14 protein-coding genes are annotated in these 16,016 nt (G+C 71.0%); 9 read left to right on the top strand and 5 right to left on the bottom strand.

The features are described from left to right. Positions 1 to 10 precede the first annotated feature (10 nt). Complete coding sequence (locus ACIQ7D_RS35165; RefSeq protein ID WP_403944924.1) at positions 11 to 1,342, top strand: aminotransferase class I/II-fold pyridoxal phosphate-dependent enzyme; 1,332 nt, start codon at positions 11 to 13, stop codon at positions 1,340 to 1,342. Here ACIQ7D_RS35165 and ACIQ7D_RS35160 read toward each other — a convergent pair. After that, positions 1,333 to 2,406 (bottom strand): DMT family transporter, encoded by a 1,074-nt coding sequence (locus tag ACIQ7D_RS35160; RefSeq protein WP_403944921.1) that lies wholly within the window; start codon positions 2,404 to 2,406, stop codon positions 1,333 to 1,335. The genes ACIQ7D_RS35165 and ACIQ7D_RS35160 overlap by 10 nt on opposite strands. A 38-nt stretch (positions 2,407 to 2,444) precedes the next feature. On the opposite strand from ACIQ7D_RS35160, the gene ACIQ7D_RS35155 reads away from it, so the two are divergent. Beyond that, a complete protein-coding gene (locus tag ACIQ7D_RS35155) occupies positions 2,445 to 3,401 on the top strand; it encodes a LysR family transcriptional regulator (protein ID WP_403944920.1) in 957 nt (318 codons plus the stop codon). Between the two features lie 134 nt (positions 3,402 to 3,535). On the opposite strand, the gene ACIQ7D_RS35150 is transcribed toward ACIQ7D_RS35155, so the two are convergent. The 3 genes from ACIQ7D_RS35150 to ACIQ7D_RS35140 all read right to left on the bottom strand — a co-directional run bounded on the left by ACIQ7D_RS35150 (position 3,536) and on the right by ACIQ7D_RS35140 (position 6,777). Continuing rightward, on the bottom strand, positions 3,536 to 4,036 hold the full coding sequence (locus ACIQ7D_RS35150; RefSeq protein WP_403944918.1) for a Rieske (2Fe-2S) protein: 501 nt from the start codon (positions 4,034 to 4,036) through the stop codon (positions 3,536 to 3,538). Between the two features lie 108 nt (positions 4,037 to 4,144). Continuing rightward, entirely contained in the window at positions 4,145 to 5,170 is a 1,026-nt protein-coding gene (locus ACIQ7D_RS35145) for an LLM class flavin-dependent oxidoreductase (protein WP_403944916.1), read from the bottom strand. A gap of 86 nt (positions 5,171 to 5,256) precedes the next feature. After that, on the bottom strand, positions 5,257 to 6,777 hold the full coding sequence (locus ACIQ7D_RS35140) for a PHB depolymerase family esterase (RefSeq protein WP_403944914.1): 1,521 nt from the start codon (positions 6,775 to 6,777) through the stop codon (positions 5,257 to 5,259). 230 nt (positions 6,778 to 7,007) lie between these two features. Between ACIQ7D_RS35140 and ACIQ7D_RS35135 the strand changes: the two genes are divergently transcribed. The 7 genes from ACIQ7D_RS35135 (at position 7,008) to ACIQ7D_RS35105 (ending at position 15,197) form a co-directional block, all read left to right on the top strand. Beyond that, on the top strand, positions 7,008 to 7,574 hold the full coding sequence (locus tag ACIQ7D_RS35135) for a snapalysin family zinc-dependent metalloprotease (RefSeq protein ID WP_403944912.1): 567 nt from the start codon (positions 7,008 to 7,010) through the stop codon (positions 7,572 to 7,574). Positions 7,575 to 8,033: 459 nt separating this feature from the next. Further along, on the top strand, positions 8,034 to 10,073 hold the full coding sequence (locus tag ACIQ7D_RS35130; RefSeq protein WP_403944910.1) for a flavin monoamine oxidase family protein: 2,040 nt from the start codon (positions 8,034 to 8,036) through the stop codon (positions 10,071 to 10,073). After that, the gene (locus ACIQ7D_RS35125) at positions 10,070 to 11,932 is read left to right on the top strand and encodes a thiamine pyrophosphate-binding protein (protein WP_403944908.1); all 1,863 of its coding nucleotides are present in this window, start codon (positions 10,070 to 10,072) and stop codon (positions 11,930 to 11,932) included. The genes ACIQ7D_RS35130 and ACIQ7D_RS35125 overlap by 4 nt, the downstream gene beginning before the upstream one ends. Before the next feature lie 135 nt (positions 11,933 to 12,067). Next, positions 12,068 to 12,577: an inclusion body family protein gene (locus tag ACIQ7D_RS35120; protein ID WP_403944907.1), complete on the top strand. Its 510-nt coding sequence runs from the start codon at positions 12,068 to 12,070 to the stop codon at positions 12,575 to 12,577. Between the two features lie 458 nt (positions 12,578 to 13,035). Beyond that, positions 13,036 to 14,259, top strand: coding sequence for an N-acetylmuramoyl-L-alanine amidase (locus ACIQ7D_RS35115; RefSeq protein ID WP_403944905.1), 1,224 nt, complete (start codon positions 13,036 to 13,038; stop codon positions 14,257 to 14,259). Positions 14,260 to 14,392: 133 nt separating this feature from the next. Then, a complete protein-coding gene (locus ACIQ7D_RS35110; RefSeq protein WP_403944970.1) occupies positions 14,393 to 14,800 on the top strand; it encodes a MerR family DNA-binding transcriptional regulator in 408 nt (135 codons plus the stop codon). 61 nt (positions 14,801 to 14,861) lie between these two features. Beyond that, complete coding sequence (locus tag ACIQ7D_RS35105; RefSeq protein ID WP_403944903.1) at positions 14,862 to 15,197, top strand: YnfA family protein; 336 nt, start codon at positions 14,862 to 14,864, stop codon at positions 15,195 to 15,197. 25 nt (positions 15,198 to 15,222) lie between these two features. Here ACIQ7D_RS35105 and ACIQ7D_RS35100 read toward each other — a convergent pair whose 3' ends face one another. Next, complete coding sequence (locus tag ACIQ7D_RS35100) at positions 15,223 to 15,795, bottom strand: dihydrofolate reductase family protein (protein ID WP_403944901.1); 573 nt, start codon at positions 15,793 to 15,795, stop codon at positions 15,223 to 15,225. Positions 15,796 to 16,016 lie beyond the last annotated feature (221 nt).

Genomic DNA, 16,016 nt, shown 5'->3' with positions numbered 1-16,016 from the left:
AGTGTTCTTTGTGCTAGGAGAGTATCGGATTGTCGGCCGGGGTGCCGCGGAGATTTCCGCCAGCGTGGAGCGGGGGGTCGGCTCCGGTGAGCTCGCGCCGGGCCAACACCTCCCCCCGATGCGGGAGTTGGCGGCGGAGCTGGGCGTCAACCCCAATACCGTCGCCGCCGCCTACCGCGCCCTGCGCGACCGGGGGGTGATCGAGACCGCGGGGCGCAGGGGCAGCCGCGTACGGCCACGTCCGGCGAGTACGGCCCGCGGCTCCATCCGCGTCGACGCGCCGCCCGGCGTACGGGACATCTCCGAGGGCAACCCCGACCCCGCCCTGCTGCCCCCGCTGCACGACGCGCTCGCCGCCGCCGCGCACCACAACGCGCTGCGTCCCGGGCTGTACGGACAGGACCCCGTCGACCCGGAGTTCGCGCGCCTCGCCCGCGCCGGTCTGGACGCCGACGGGGTGCCTCCAGGACCGGTCGCCGTCACCTCCGGATCGCTCGACGCCATCGAACGCGTCCTGGCCGCGCATCTGCGTCCCGGTGACGCCGTCGCCGTGGAGGACCCCGGCTGGGGCAGCCTGCTGGATCTCGTCCCCGCGCTCGGGCTGCGGCTCGTACCCGTCGGCGTGGACGACGAAGGACCGCTCCCCGGCGACCTCGACCGGGCGCTGTGCGCCGGTGTCCGCGCCGTCGTCGTCACCTGCCGGGCGCAGAACCCCACCGGCGCCTCGGTGAGCGCCGGCCGGGCGGCCGGGCTGCGCGCCCTCCTCGCGGCCCGGCCCGAGGTGCTGCTCATCGAGGACGACCACGGCCACAGCATCGTGGACCTGCCCCTCCACCCGCTGGCCGGAGTCACCGACCGCTGGGTGCTCGTACGGTCCACCGCCAAGGCGTACGGACCCGATCTGCGGCTCGCGGTGCTCTGCGGGGACGCGCTGACCGTCGACCGGGTCCGGGGGCGCCAGCAGCTCGGCCCCGGCTGGGTGAGCCGGCTCCTCCAGCGGGCCGTCGTCCACCTGTGGACCTCGGGGGCGGTCGACGCACCGGCCGTCGCGCGGGCCTACGGGGAGCGGCGGGACGGGCTGGTGGCGGCGCTGGCCGAGCGGGGCGTCGTCGCGCACGGCCGCAGCGGCATGAACGTCTGGGTGCCGGTGGCCGACGAGACCGGCGCGGTGGCGCGGCTGCTGCAGGCCGGATGGGCGGTCGCACCCGGCGCGCGCTTCAGGACCACGGCGCCCAGGGGGGTACGGCTGACCGTGTCGACCGTCACGGCCGACGACCTCGGGCCGCTCGCCGACGCCGTGGCGTCGGCGGCGGGACCGGCGCCCGCCCGCAGCTACGGCTGACGGGCCGCCGTACGCCGGGACGCGCGGGACGGGCGGGACGGGCGGGACGGGCGGGAGGCGCGGGCCCGGCTCTGGGTGAGCGCCGCCCCGACGAGGACGATCAGGGCGCCGACCGGGGTGTTCCAGCTCAACTCCTCCCCGAGGAGCGTGACCCCGGCGGCGGTGGCGATCACCGGGATGAAGTACGTGACCATCTGCCCGGTGGTCGGCCCGACCTCGGCGACGATGCCGTACTGGAGCAGGATCGCCAGCCCCGTACCCAGCGCGCCCAGCACGACCACGGCCAGCAGCGGACCCACCGGGAACGAGGTCGGCACCGTGGTGAACAGCGGGGTCACCACGGCGAGTTGCAGTGTGGCGAGGAAGAGCTGCGCGCCCGTCAGGGAGAGGTGCGAGCTGCTGCTGCCCGCCAGGGTGCGGCGTATGTAGATCCAGCCGATCGGGTAGCTCAGCGAGGCGAGCAGCGCCATCGCCGTACCGGCCGGATCGAGCCCCGAGAAGCCCTGCCAGGCCCCCAGCACCGTCAGCACCCCGAGAAAGCCGAGGCCGAGACCGGCGACCCGGCGGCGGGTGGGCCGGTCCTCGGAGAGCGCGACCAGCGAGAGCACCATGCCCCAGAGCGGGGAGGTGGCGTTGCAGATACCAGCGAGCGTGGACGGGATCGTCAGCTCGGAGTACGCGAACAGCGAGAACGGCAGCGCGTTGAGCAGGAACGCGGCGACGGTGAGATGGCCCCAGGTGCGCACGGACCGGGGCAGCCGCTCACGCCTGACCGCCATCGCGACGGCCAGGACCGCCGTACCGAAGAAGAGCCGGCCGAAGGTGACCTGGAAGGGGGCGAAGCCGTGCGTGCCGACCTTGATCAGCAGGAAGCTGAAGCCCCAGATGAGCGCGAGCGCCGCGAACCGTATGCGCCAGTCCAACGCGCGATGCGGACGGGCCGGGGCGGCGTCGGTGGTGGTTTCGCTGGTGGTCCCGGAGGCGGTGGTGGTGGCCCGGGACGGACGGGGCGGGGTGGCGGTGGTCATGGCGTCCACGATGGCGCTCGGAACCTCGTAGAACAAGCGAGATTCTGTCCACCTCTTTGATTAGTATTGCTTACGTGTTGAATCTGGAGCGCCTGCGGACCCTGGATGCCCTGGCCCGGCACGGCTCGGTGAGCGGTGCCGCCGACGGCCTGCACGTCACGACCTCGGCGGTCTCCCAGCAGATGGCCAAACTGGAACGTGAGGTGGGCCAGCAGCTCCTGGCCAGGAACGGGCGCGGCGTGCGGCTCACCGACGCGGGCCGGCTCCTCGCCGACCATGCCGCGCGGATCCTCTCGCAGGTCGAGGTCGCGCAGTCGGACATCGAGGCGCAGCGCGGCCGGGTGGTCGGCGAGGTGCGGATCTCGGCGTTCCCGACGGCGGCGCGCGGGCTGTTCCCGCACGCGCTCCGGGTGCTCCGGGATGACCACCCCGAGCTGCGGGTCCGCTCGTGCGAGCTGGAACCCGAGGCCGGGATCCGGGGGGTCATCAGGGGCGATCTCGACCTCGCCGTCGTCCTGGACTGGAGCAACAAGCGGATGCCGGTGCCCGGCGGCCTCGCCACCGCCCATCTGCTGGACGACGCGGCCGATCTGGCGATGCCGGTCGGCCATCCGCTCGCGGGCCGGGCGGAGGTGGACCTGGAGGACTTCGCCGACGACGACTGGGTGTCCTGGCCGGAGGGCGAGTTCTGCCACGACTGGCTGATGTTCACCCTGCGCTCGAAGGGGTTCGAGCCGAGGATCGCGCATCTCGCGGGGGAGTACCACACCCAGCTCGCGCTGATCGCGGAAGGGCTCGGGGTCTGTGTGGCGCCCCGGCTGGGGCGCGGCGCGCTGCCGGAGGGCGTCGCCGTGGTGCCCGTACGGAACGCGATGCACCGTCATGTCTCCGCCGTGTGGCGGACGGATGCCGACCGCCGCCCGTCGATCAGGGCGGCGGCGCGGGCGCTGGGCCGGGTGGCGGCCGAGGTGACCGGACGGGACGCGCACGGCCCGCGTACGGCCCGGGCAGGGAGAGGGGTTGACGGCTGACGGGCTTCACCCGCTGCCGACGAAAAGTGAAGTCCGTCAGCCGTCGGTCTGTGGTGGCGCCGGGGCGCCGGGGTGTTACGGACCGGCCCGCGGCCCCCGGCGTGTGACCTGGGGTGTGACCTGGGGCGCGGCGGTCAGGCGAGGGTGATCGAGGTTCCGGAGACCTTGATGGAGGCCGTGGGCAGCGGCTTGGTCGCGGGGCCGGCCTTCACACTGCCGTCCGCGGCGCTGAACTGGCTGCCGTGGCACGGGCAGTGGATGACACCGTCCTTGATGTCCTTCACCGCGCAGCCCGTGTGCGTGCACGTGGACGAGAATGCCTTGTACTCGCCCGCCGTGGGCTGCGTGACGACCACACCCTGGTCGGCGAAGACCATGCCGCCGCCCTCGGGGATGTCGGTGGTCTTCGCGAGAACATCGGCCGCTCCGCCGTCGGCGCCGGCGGTGGGCTGCCCGGCCGCGCCGTTCGAGGAGCCCGCGCCGTCCGAGGAGTCCGAGGAGTCCGCCGTGCCGTCCGAGCCGCCGCACGCGACGAGCGCCGCACTCAGCCCCGCGGCACCCGCCGCGGCGACCACCGTTCTGCGCCCAATGGTCCGGCGTGCCACGATCCGTGCGGTCCCCTGCGGTTCCGTCATGCCCAACTCCCGTTTCGTTACTGGCTCTTGCTTTTGTTGCTCTTGCGTGGCCGGTTCGTCGGAAAGTACGTGAAGGGGCGCCAAGATACTCACCGTCTCGGAGAATTCTCAGAAATCCGTCCGCGCGGTGCCCGGTGCGAGTCCTACGAGGTCCGCCAGTCGGCGGTACGACTCCAGCAGGGCGCCCCGGTCGTACGTACTGGTCGTGACCAGGTACTCGTCCGCCTCGCTGCGGGCCAGCAGCTTCTCCAGCGCGGCCGCGACCTCCTCCTCGGAGCCGGCCGTCTGCCCCCGCCTCGCCTCGTCGAACAGCGCGCGCTCCCGCTCCGTCATGGGCGTCGCGAGGACCGAGTCGACCGGGGCGAGCGGCGGGAACGCGCCATGCGTGCGCGCGTACGCGGTGGACCACGCCTCCGGGATCAGCAGCCGGTGCGCCTCCTCGGAGGTCGCGGCCACCGCGACCGTGCCGGAGAGCACCACGTACGGGCGTTCGCCCCACGCGGAGGGGCGGAAGACGCGGCGGTACTCCTCGACGGCCCGCAGCATCGCGTCCTCGCCCCGTACGGCCGCGATGACCAGCGGCAGCCCCGCCTCGGCGGCGACGCGCGCGCCCTTCCCGGTCGCCAGGACGAACGCGGGCGGACGCAGCCCCTCGGCGGGGTGCGCGTGCACCTCGGGGTGCGTGGTCCCGTCACCGGTGAAGTAGGCCAGCAGTTCCGCGAGCCGTACCGGGAAGTCGTCCGCGTCCCGCTTGTCCCTGCCCAGCGCCCTGCGGATGCCGTCGGTGAAGCCGACGGAGCGGCCGAGCCCCATGTCGATCCGCCCCGGGAACAGGGACTCCAGCACCCCGAACTGCTCGGCCACGACCAGCGGTTGGTGGTTCGGCAGCATCACCCCGCCGGTGCCGACCCGGATGGTGGAGGTCGCGGACGCCACGGCCGCCGCCAGCACGGTCGGCGCGGAACCGGCCACGCCCGGCACACTGTGGTGCTCCGAGACCCAGAAGCGGTGGTAGCCGAGCGCCTCGACCCGCCGCGCGAACCGTACGGTCTCCCGCAGCACCTCGGGGGCCGTCAGCCCCTCCCGGGTACGGGAACGGTCCAGTACGGAGAACTTCGTCGTCGCGATCGCCACGCTCGGTTCAACACACCTGCCGGGCCGAAATTCCCCCGCGGGCCCCAGCACGCGCCCGGACCCGCGGGGTGGTCGCGCCGGCCCGGTCAGGCGACCGTGCAGGCCGTTCCGTTGAGGGTGAAGGCGCCGGGCGCGGACGCGCCGCCGCCGTGGTTCGCCTGGTAGCCGATGGTGACACCGGCGGCCGGGTCGATCGTCCCGTTGTACGAGACGTTGGTGGCGGTCACGGCGCCGGTGGCCGGCGCGTAGGTGGCGCCCCAGCCGGAGGTGATCGTCTGGCCGGAGGGCAGGGTGAAGCCCAGCTTCCAGCCGTTGACCGGGGCGTTCCCGGTGTTGGTGACCGTCACGGAGGCGGTCAGTCCGGTGTTCCAGGCGCTGATCGTGACGGCCACCCGGCAGGTGCCGGGCTGCGGCTCGGGACCGGGCCCGGAGCCGCCGCCGTCCAGTCCGAAGAAGGTGATGGCGCGCGCGGCCATGCCCCCGGCGGGCAGGTTGTGCCCGACGCCCTGGAGGCTGATGGCCTCGACCTGTGCCTGGTTGCCGGTGGAGCCGTAGCGGGTACGGGTCCAGCCGGACTGGGGTGCGTCGGTCGCCGACGGCGTCTGGGCGAGTCCGTGGACATTCGTCCACTGCTTGATCTCTTCCCCGAAGTTGGGGTAGCGCAGGATGTCGTCCTCGGTGCCGTGCCAGAGCTGCATACGCGGCCGTGGCCCGGTGTAGCCCGGATAGGCGGCGCGCACCAGGTCGCCCCACCCCGCGGGGGTGCGGCTGACCGTACCGTTGGCGCACGCGCTGTTCCACTCGGAGCCGTCGGTGGTGGCGAAGCAGCCGAACGGCACGCCCATGAACGCGGCCCCGGCGGCGAAGACGTCCGGGTAGTCGCCCAGCAGGACGTTGGTCATCATCGCGCCGGAGGACGCGCCGGTGACGTACACGCGGCCGGTGTCGGCGCTGTACGTACGCGTGGCCCAGTCGACCATGGACCGGATGCCTACCGGGTCGCTGCCGCCGCCGCGGCGCAGCGCCTGGGGCGAGGAGACGTCGAAGCACTTGCTGGCCCGGGTGACGGACGGGTAGACCACGACGAAGCCGTACCGGTCGGCGAGCGAGGCGAATTCCGTACCGGAGTGGAACGCCGGTCCGGAGCCGCCGCAGTAGTGCACGGCCACCAGGACCGCCGGGTGTGCGGTGACCGTGGCCGGGACGTACAGATACATCTGGAGGTTACTGGGGTTGCTGCCGAAGTCGGTGACCTCGGTGAGGGCCGCGGCGGGCGCGGCGGACGCCTGACGGGGCGCGGGGGGTGCGGCGGAGGCCACGGGCGCGGTGAGGAACACCGTCGCGAGCAACGGTGCCAGCGCTCCGAGAAGCGTGACGAGCGCCGTACGCAGGGGTTTCGTACGCAGGAGGCTCGTACGGAGGGGTCTCCTCGTGCGGTTGCTGCCAGTTCTGGACACGTCCTTGTCCCTTCCTGATCGCGGCTCGGGTGGGGGGTATCGCTCAGGGAAGTGCACGTGCGGGAGTTCCGGGGTGGTGCAGCGGGCGCTGCCGGTCCGGGTGGGGGCCCGGCCCGCCAAGGGCCGTCCGGACGGCGCCGCCCGGGGCATCGTGGCATGGACACCGCCACCGTGGAAGCGCTCCCACGGTGGTGGCCGAATAGCTTCGGCGCGATGCGCGGACGGGCCCGCCCCGCCCGTCCCCGCCGGCCGTCCGCACGGCCACTCGGCCTGATGGAGCGGTCGGCCGGATTGACGGATTGGTGTCAGTCCTCGCTGGGCAGAGGGGAGAGGAAAAGTATGTCATGTGCACGACTTTCTCTTCTCCAAGGAGGCCGACCATGAACGTCCGTAAGCTGACCGGTGCGCTCGCCGCCGCGCTGGCCGTGACCTTTTCCCTGATGGGGAGTCAGGCCACGGCCGCTCCTGCCGCGGAAGCGGACGGAGCCCTGGCCGCGCGGGTGGTCACGTACGACGCCAGCGGCTCCGCGGAGTTCAGGTCCGCGGTCGACCGGGGCGCGGCGATCTGGAACGAGAGCGTCGACGCCGTCGAACTGCGGCCGGTCACCTCCGGGCAACGCGCCAACATACGCGTCCTGGCGGACGACGGCTGGCCCCGCGCCATCACCACCTCACTGGGCAACGGAACCGTCTACATCGGACGGCAGGCGGTGGACGAGGGTCACAACACGATCCGTATCTCCTCCCACGAACTGGGCCACATCCTGGGCCTGCCGGACCGTAAGCCCGGCCCGTGCTCCAGCCTGATGTCCGGCTCCAGCGCGGGAACCACCTGCACGAACCCCTACCCGAACACGGCCGAGAAGACCGAGGTCGAGGGGTACTTCGGCGGCGCGTTCGCGCGGACGGCCGGAGCGGCGCCGCTCAACACGGTGCTCGCGGACTGATCCAGACGCCCGTACGCCCAGTAGGTCCCGTACACCCCGTAGGCCCCGTAGGCCTCGTACGCCCCGTGCGCTCCGTGGAAGGTGAGTGCGGGGCGTACGGTGCGCCCCGTGCGCCTCTCGCACGAGAGCCCGGCGTTTCCCCCTTCGTCGCCGCTCCGTCCGTGACGCGCGTCGACGGCACATACGGCGACTCCCCGGCGGGAAACGGAGAATCACGGCCGAATGTGCCGGTGTCTCCGGTGAGGCCGCTCTCGCCGGGCCACAGGAATTCCGTATTCCGTGAGTGAATGCCTGCCTCGGATTCGCTCTCCTCTCTCTTCCGTCTCTGGTGAAACTCCGGTCCGCGCAAGGGAAATCCGAACAAGTGGAAATTCCGTCAACCAATGCGATCGGTGTTTTTAGGACTTTACCTGTCGTGGGAACGGGGAAATCGTTTCTCCGTATCTACGATCGTCAGCTATGACCGACATACCACGGGACAACTCGGCCACCCGTGCGCGCTGGCAGACATGTCTCAGGCTCGCCCGCGAACTCCTTCTCGTCGGGCCGGACGGCAAGGACCTCAAACTCGGCTATCTCCACACCCTGATCGACACGGGCCACCTCGGCTCCACCCCGCACCCGCGCAAGAAGATCCTTGTCATCGGCGCCGGTGTCACCGGTCTTGTCGCCGGGCGTCTGCTCAAGGACGCCGGCCACGACGTCACCATCCTGGAGGCCAACGCCGGCCGTGTCGGGGGACGTATCAAGACCGTCCGCGCCACCAAGCACCACCAGCCCTTCGACGACCCCGCCCAGTACGCCGAGGCCGGCGCCATGCGGCTGCCCGACTTCCACCCGCTCGTCCTCGCCCTCGTCGACAAACTCGGGCTCGGGCGCCGCCAGTTCTACAACGTGGACGTGGACCCCTCCACCGGCAGCGGACCCGACACCCCCGTCCCCCCGGTCACGTACACCTCCTTCACCGGCCGGATCTGGAGCTACGGCGACGACAGCCCCGGCTTCCGCGAACCCGACAAGCTGGGCAACACCTGGATCCGCGCCAACCGCGTCCAGGTGCGGCGTGCCGCATACGCCGCCGGTCCCGAGCGGATCAACGAAGGCTTCCATCTCACCGACGACGAAGTCCGCGCCCCTGCCGTGAAGATGGTCGACGACGCGCTGGAGAGCGTGCGCGACTACTACTCCGACCTGGTCGACGGGGAGCGTGTCAACAAGCCGTTGGACGCGTGGGTCGAGGGCTGGGCGCGGGTGGTCCGCGACTTCGACGGCTACTCGATGGGCGGCTTCCTGCGCGAGTACGCGGGGCTCAGCGACGAGGCGATCGAGGCCGTCGGAACGCTGGAGAACATGTCCTCCCGGCTGCATCTCTCCTTCTTCCACAGCTTCCTGAGCCGCACCGACATCAACCCGGGCGTCCGCTACTGGGAGATACCCGGCGGTAGTTGGCGCCTGCCGCACGCCCTCCACCAGGGGCTGCGCGACGAGGTGCGGCTCGGCCACCGCATGATCCGCCTCGAATACCACGACCCCAGCCGCGACGCCGACCCCGAGGGCACCGGCGCCGTCGGACCCGACGGGTGGGGCGTGGCCGTACAGACCGTCGCCGAGAACGACCCGCAGGCCCCACCGCGCCTGTGGACCGCGGACCTGGCGATCGTCACCATCCCGTTCTCCGCCCTGCGCTTCGTGGAGATCGTCCCCTCGATGTCGTACAAGAAGCGCCGCGCCATCATCGAGACCCACTACGACCAGGCCACCAAGGTGCTGCTGGAGTTCAGCCACCGCTGGTGGGAGTTCACCGAGGACGACTGGCGCGACGAGCTGGAGAGCATCGCACCGGGCGCGTACGAGAACTACCGGCTGAACGCCGGGGCGGACGAGGCCGATCCGTACCTCACCTCCGCCGGGGCGGACGCCGGTCTGCTCGGGGCCGCGGTCAAGGACAGCGGTGTCACCGAGGAGATGCGGCAGCTCAACAGCACCCTGCCGCTGCGTGGCCCCGCCGTCCGCCCCGCCACCCACTGCTTCGGAGGGGGCTCGGCCGCCGATAACCCCAACCGGTTCATGTACTACCCCTCGCACCGGGTCGAGGGCAGCACCGGCGGCGTGGTGCTCGCCGCGTACTGCTGGTCCGACGACGCCACACGCTGGGACTCCATGCGGGACGCCGAGCGCTACGTCTACGCGCTGCGCAACCTCCAGGCGCTGCACGGCCGGCGTATCGAGGTGTTCTTCACCGGACGGGGCGCCACCAAGAGCTGGGCCCGCGACCCGTACGCCTTCGGTGAGGCCGCCACCTACACCGCGCACCAGATGACCAGCTTCCACCTGGACGTCCCCCGGCCCGAGGGCCCCGTCCACTTCGCCGGGGAGCACACCTCCCTCAAACACGCCTGGATCGAGGGCGCCCTGGAGAGCGCCGTCCGCGCCGCCGTCGCCGTCCACCAGGCCCCGCCCGTCACCACGCCGGGCCCGGACACGGAGGGCGGCTCGTGACCGCGACCACCCCCCGGTGTACGGTCGCCCGCTATCTCGCCCTGCGGCTGGCCGAGTTGGGCATCACCCACCTGTTCGGCGTGCCCGGCAACCACCTCGGCCCGTTCCTGACCACGCTGCGCGGCGAGGGCGACATCGAGTGGGTCGGTACGCCGACCGAGGGCGGCGCGGGGCAGGCCGCCGACGCCTACGCCCGTATCCATGGCGTCGGCGCGGCGGCGGTCACGTACAGCGTCGGCGCGTTCAACCTGCTCAATGCCTGCGGCGGCGCCTACGTCGAGCGGATACCGCTCGTCGCGATCAACGCCTCCCCGCCCTACGAGCAGTGGCAGAACTACCGGGCCATCGGCATGCTCACCTCGCACATGAGCCCGCGCGCGGAGAGCAACCTGGACGTCTACCAGCAGGTCACCGTGGACGCGCAGGTCATCTCCAACCCCGGCCTCGCCGCCGGTCAGATCGACGCCGCGCTCACCGCGTGCCTCTCCGAGAGCAGGCCGGTCTACCTGGAGGTCATGGAGGACCTGTGGGACGAGCCCTGCCCCGAGCCGGGGGAGCCGATCGTCCGGCGCGAGCGGCCGTTCAGCGCGCGCAACCAGCCCATGCTGGACCGGGCCGTGAACGCGATCCTCACCCTGGTCGAGGAGCACCCCGGTCCGGACGGAACGCCCCGCCCGGTCGTGTGGGCGGGGGAGGAGATCGACCGGTTCCGCCTCGGCGGGCCGCTCACCGAGCTGGTGGAGTCCACCGGAGTGCCGTTCTGCACCACCGTCGGCGCCAAGGCCGTCGTCGCGGAGGACCTGCCGCAGTTCCACGGGGTCTACAACGGCAGGGCCAGCCACCCCGATGTGCACCGGATCTTCAAGGAGTGGGCCACCTGCCGCATCGGGCTCGGCGCCTGGTCCACGTCGAAGAACCTCGGCGGCGAGCAGGACATCGGCGACGACTGGGTGATGGCGGCGAACGGCGGTGTCAGCGTGGGCACTTCCTACTTCCCCGACGTCCAGCTCGAACAGCTCCTGCCCGCGCTCCAGGACGCACTGGTGAACCGCTACGGCTCCGGGGGCCTGGACGCCGACTACTACGCCGAGGCCCACGCCCACCAGGGGGCGCCCGGCGACCGCCCCGCCGACCTGGAGCACCACCGCGCCTCGCTCCGCGCGGGCGGCTCACCCTCCCGGGGCGCCGAACGGCTCACGTACGACGGTCTGTTCGACCGGGTCAACCACTTCCTGGGTATGGAGACCGAGCAGAACTGGACGGTCGTCTCCGACGCCGCGTTCTCCCTCATCGGCTCGATGAACCTGTCCCTGCCCGCGGGCGGGTTTCTGTCGCAGATCAGTTGGCTCTCCATCGGCTGGTCGGTCGGCGCGGCCACCGGAGCCGCGCTCGCCCCGGAGCGCGGGCACGCCCGCCCGATGGTCTTCGTCGGCGACGGTGCCTTCCAGGAGACCTGCCAGGAGATCTCCACCCACACCAGGCTCGGGCTGCGGTCGGTGGTGTTCGTCCTGGACAACGGGCACTTCTACGGCATCGAGCAGATGCTCGTGCACCCGTCGTACTACGCGGACCCCGGCCCCGGCGGGACGGACGGCACGGACGCGGACTTCTACAACGTCCTCCACCCGTGGCACTACGACCGCCTCGCGGACGTCTTCGCCGGCAAGGAGACCCCGGCGAACGGCCTCAGCGTCGCGTACGCCGCTGAGCTGGACGACCTGCTGGGCCGCCTCACCGACCCGACCGACCCGGTCAACGCCGGACCGTTGCTGGTCCGCGTCCGTCTGCACCGGCACGACTACCCGCGGGCGATGGCGTACAAGGTCCCGAACCTGCCGGACCCCTCCACGACGGTCTGACGGACCGGGCCGGGCTCCGGAGGGTGAAAGGGGGGAGCCAGGGCGGCATATGAGGAAAGCCTGGTCAGAAATCCCGAGTACGTGCGTATTCGAATGCAGGCGAATGTAAGCGAATGTATGTGAAGGGGGCAGGACATGACTGATCTCAACGTACTGATCGCGTTCGACGCGGCCACGATCGTCGAACGGAATCACAACGCGTCGAGGAACCCCGAGGCGCCGACGCAGGTCGACCACGCCCTGATCTACATGACGACGCGCCACGACCACATCGTCGGCACGTCGGGGGCCGAGCTGAACCTCCGGGCCGAGCCGGGGGACACCGTCAGGTGGCGGGAGACGACGCTGTCGCTCTCCAGCGACTACAAGGCACTGCTCTACAAGTACGTCAGCAGCGACAGCGGCCACACGCTCATCACGACACCGGCGATCGAGGTGATCGACGGCGTCTTTCCGATGCCGAAGGAGGGATCCGAGGGCAAGCCCGATTTCGTGACACAGAACTACGAGGACCATTACTGGCGGTCGACGGTCAAAAAGGCCGGCAAGGTCGTGTACCACTTCTACTTCCAGATCCTGGACCGGCATCGGCAAGTGCAGGGGTATTTCCAGTGGGACCCCTTCATCACCATCGAAAGTCCCTGACGGCGCTCGGGTGAGGGCGGCGGCCATGCGGGCCGCCGCCCTGGGGGCGTGGCCTGCGGGACGGCGGCCCGGGCGTCCGTGCTCCGTTCCCGAGCGTGGCGCTCAGGGTGTTGGCCGCCGCCCCGGTCGCGATGCCCTGCGGCACTCGGGCGGCGGCCGAGAGGGTCCGACAGGCCGGAGGACAGGGCGCCGGCGCGTGTATCGGAGAGCGCCGGCTCCACCTCCGGGCGATGCTGGAACGGGACCAGGCCCGGCACATCAGCCCCCGACCGTCGAACGCGCCATGGACGCCCTGATCGCCTACACACCCGCACACACATCCACACGATGAACAGAGTCTTCGATCGTAGGATGAGCCGAGGTCCTTGGGCGGGCAAGTCCGGCGCGGCGCTGGTCAGTTACCGCGTGGCGTCTCCTCGGACCGCAGCCCCAGGCATGGTTACGACATAGGGAAGTTCATGCGTTTTCGTAAGACGATCCCCGCGGTTGCCCTCGGTGTGGTGTCCCTGACGGTGCCCCTCGCCGTCGCGGGTACCAGCAGCGCGGCGACGGCGATTGAGGCCACGGCGGCGGATTCCTCTCAGGTCGAAGAGGCCACGCTCACCGACAGCGACGGCAAGCCCGCCGGCACGCTGTCGGCGAAGGCCGCGTCGCGGACCGGGAAGGTGTTCTCCACCGGTGAGATCACCAGGAAGAACTTCTCGTCCATCGGCCTCAGTTGGAAGAAGGAGTCCGCCGTCGACAGCGGGCTGACCGCCGAGACACGGGTCCACCGCGACGGTGCCTGGGAGACGTGGCGGGAGGTTCCCCTGGAGCTCGACGAGGGCGTGGCGGAGGAAGCGAAGAGGGCCGGCGCGCCCGCTTTCTACACCGACGACGCGGACGGGGTGGAGGTCCGCTTCACCTCTCCGAAGGGCGGACTGCCGCAGGACCTGCGGCTGTCGTTCATCGACCCGGCCCAGAGCCCGGCCATCTCCTCCGCGGACCGTCAGTCGCGGTCCGCGCAGGTCGCGCGGGCCGCACAGCCGGACGTGAAGCTGCGGAAGGACTGGGGCGCGGACGAGGGTCTCGCCGATCCCGGGTACAAGACCCAGGCCTCGATCAAGGCGGCCGTCGTCCATCACACCGTGACGGGGAACAACTCCTACACCCAGGAGCAGGTGCCGCAGATCATCAACGGCATCTACGTCCAGCACATTCTGGTCCTCGGCTACGGCGACTTCCCCTACCACTTCATCGTCGACCGCTTCGGTGGCATCTGGGAAGGCCGCAAGGGCTCCATCGAGATGCGGCCCGGCACCGCCATTCCCGGCATCCTCGGCGGCCACGCGTCCGGCTTCAACACCAACACCTTCGGTGTCGCGATGCTCGGCAACTTCGAGCCGAACAACAGCGAAGGCGGCGAGGACACCGGCCCCGACCCGAAGCCGACCGCGGCCATGGTCAACAGCCTGGCCGACCTGCTCGCCTGGAAGGGCGGCCAGTACCAGTTGGAGCCGGAAGGCACCACGCGGCTCGTCTCGGCCGGCGGAGGCGGCACCAACCCGCACCCGACGGGCACGGTGCTCGACGTACCGGTCATCTCCAGCCACAGGGACGTGAACGTGACGGCCTGCCCTGGCGGCAAGCTCTACGAACTCCTTCCCGACCTGCGCAAGCAGGTGGCCGACCGGATCGGCTGATCGGCCGATCGGCTGAGAAGCGTCAGGGGCGCCCGTGTCCCTCTGGACATGGGCGCCCCGACCGTGAGCACGCCGCCGGTCCCGTTTGACCTTCGAGTCGGATGGAAGGTTTACCGTCGATGACGTGACCTTCATGCGGATCTCCCAGCTCGCCGAGCGCGGCGGTGTGCCGACCACCACCCTGCGCTTCTACGAGGGCGAGGGACTGCTGCCCGCGGACCGGCCCCCTCCGGCTACCGGGTGCGACCGAGGATCGCCGCCCAGCTGGCCGAGGCGGAGGCCCGTACCGCCGAACTGGCCGCGTTCACCGTCGCGCGAGGCGGTCGACGGCGCGGTGCGGGCCCCGGTGCCCGAGGGGCTGCGGCTGACGCTGCCCGTCGACCGGACGGCTCGGGTGGCCGGACCGGCCGCTGCCGAGCAGCGGTGCTGCCCGTTCCTCGGCTTCCGCCTCCACCTCGACGGCCCGTACCCGCACGTGGAGGTCCTCGCGCCCGTCGACAGCGGCGCGCTGCTCACGGACCTCTTCGGCCCGGCCGCCTGACGCGTCGCGTCCTCGTACCGCTTCCGACGCCCCGATCCTCCGACCCAGAGAGACCTTTCCCGTGCTCGTCGCCCGTTCCCTCGCCCTGTTCGTCGCCGCCGCCCTGTTCGAGATCGGAGGTGCCTGGCTGGTCTGGCAGGGGATCCGTGAACACAAGGGGTGGATCTGGATCGGCGCCGGTGTGATCGCGCTGGGGTTGTACGGCGTGGTCGCCACCTTCCAGAGCGATGACGACTTCGGCCGTATCCTCGCCGCCTACGGCGGTATCTTCGTCGCCGGGTCGATCGCCTGGGGCATGGTCGCCGACGGCTACCGTCCCGACCGCTTCGACGTCATCGGCGCCTTGGTCTGCCTGGCCGGGATGGCGGTCATCATGTACGCGCCCCGCGGCCACTGACCCGGCACACCACCGGCGGGCTCTGTCAGTGGACGACGTCGAAGACGTTCTTCTGCAGGCCGTTGGAGTACGCCTCGTGCTCCACCAGCGTCAGCTTCTGGGTGTCCTTGTCCGTGGCGCTGAACAGGCGCTTGCCCGCGCCGAGGAGCAGCGGGAAGACAAGCAGGTGGTAGCGGTCGATCAGGCCCGCGTCGGACAGGGCGTGGTGGAGGGCGGCGCTGCCGTGGAGGATGATCGGGCCGCCCTCGGTCTCCTTGAGGGCGGCGACCTCGTCGAGCGAGCGCAGGATCGCCGTCTCGCCCCAGTTCGGGACCAGGTCCTCGTCGGTGAGGGTGGTGGAGACGACGTACTTCGGCATCGCCTTGTACTCGGCGAAATCCTCCATGTCGGGCCACACCGGGCTGAACGCCTGGTAGCTGACCCGGCCCAGCAGGAGCGCGGTGGACTCGCTCTGCTCCCGTCCCTTGATGGCGAAGGCCTCGGGGACGAACTCGATGTCCTTGAAGGTCCATCCGGAGTTGCGGTAGCCCGGTTCGCCGCCGGGCGCCTCCATGACGCCGTCGAGCGAGATGAAGGCGGTGCTGATCAGGGTACGCATCAGATTTCCTCGGTTGTTGTGTAAGGGGCCGCATGCTGTCGCTGCGGCCGTGGAGCAAGCGGCGGGGTTCCGGGAGGCGGCGGGGTTCCGGGAGGCGGCGGGGTTCCGGGAAGGGAGGCTCTAGCCGCAATACTGGTGACTTTGGTGGTGCTGGCTCGTTGAGTTGGTGTGCCAAGGCCCGGACAGTTGAAGGTAGTTGAGGGTGATCGGTTTTCGGATCG

This window comes from Streptomyces sp. NPDC096310, from assembly GCF_044763125.1.
Taxonomy (GTDB): Bacteria; Actinomycetota; Actinomycetes; order Streptomycetales; family Streptomycetaceae; genus Streptomyces.
The sequence above is the reverse complement of the archived record's forward strand: the minus strand, read 5'-3'. Positions and strand labels throughout refer to the sequence as shown.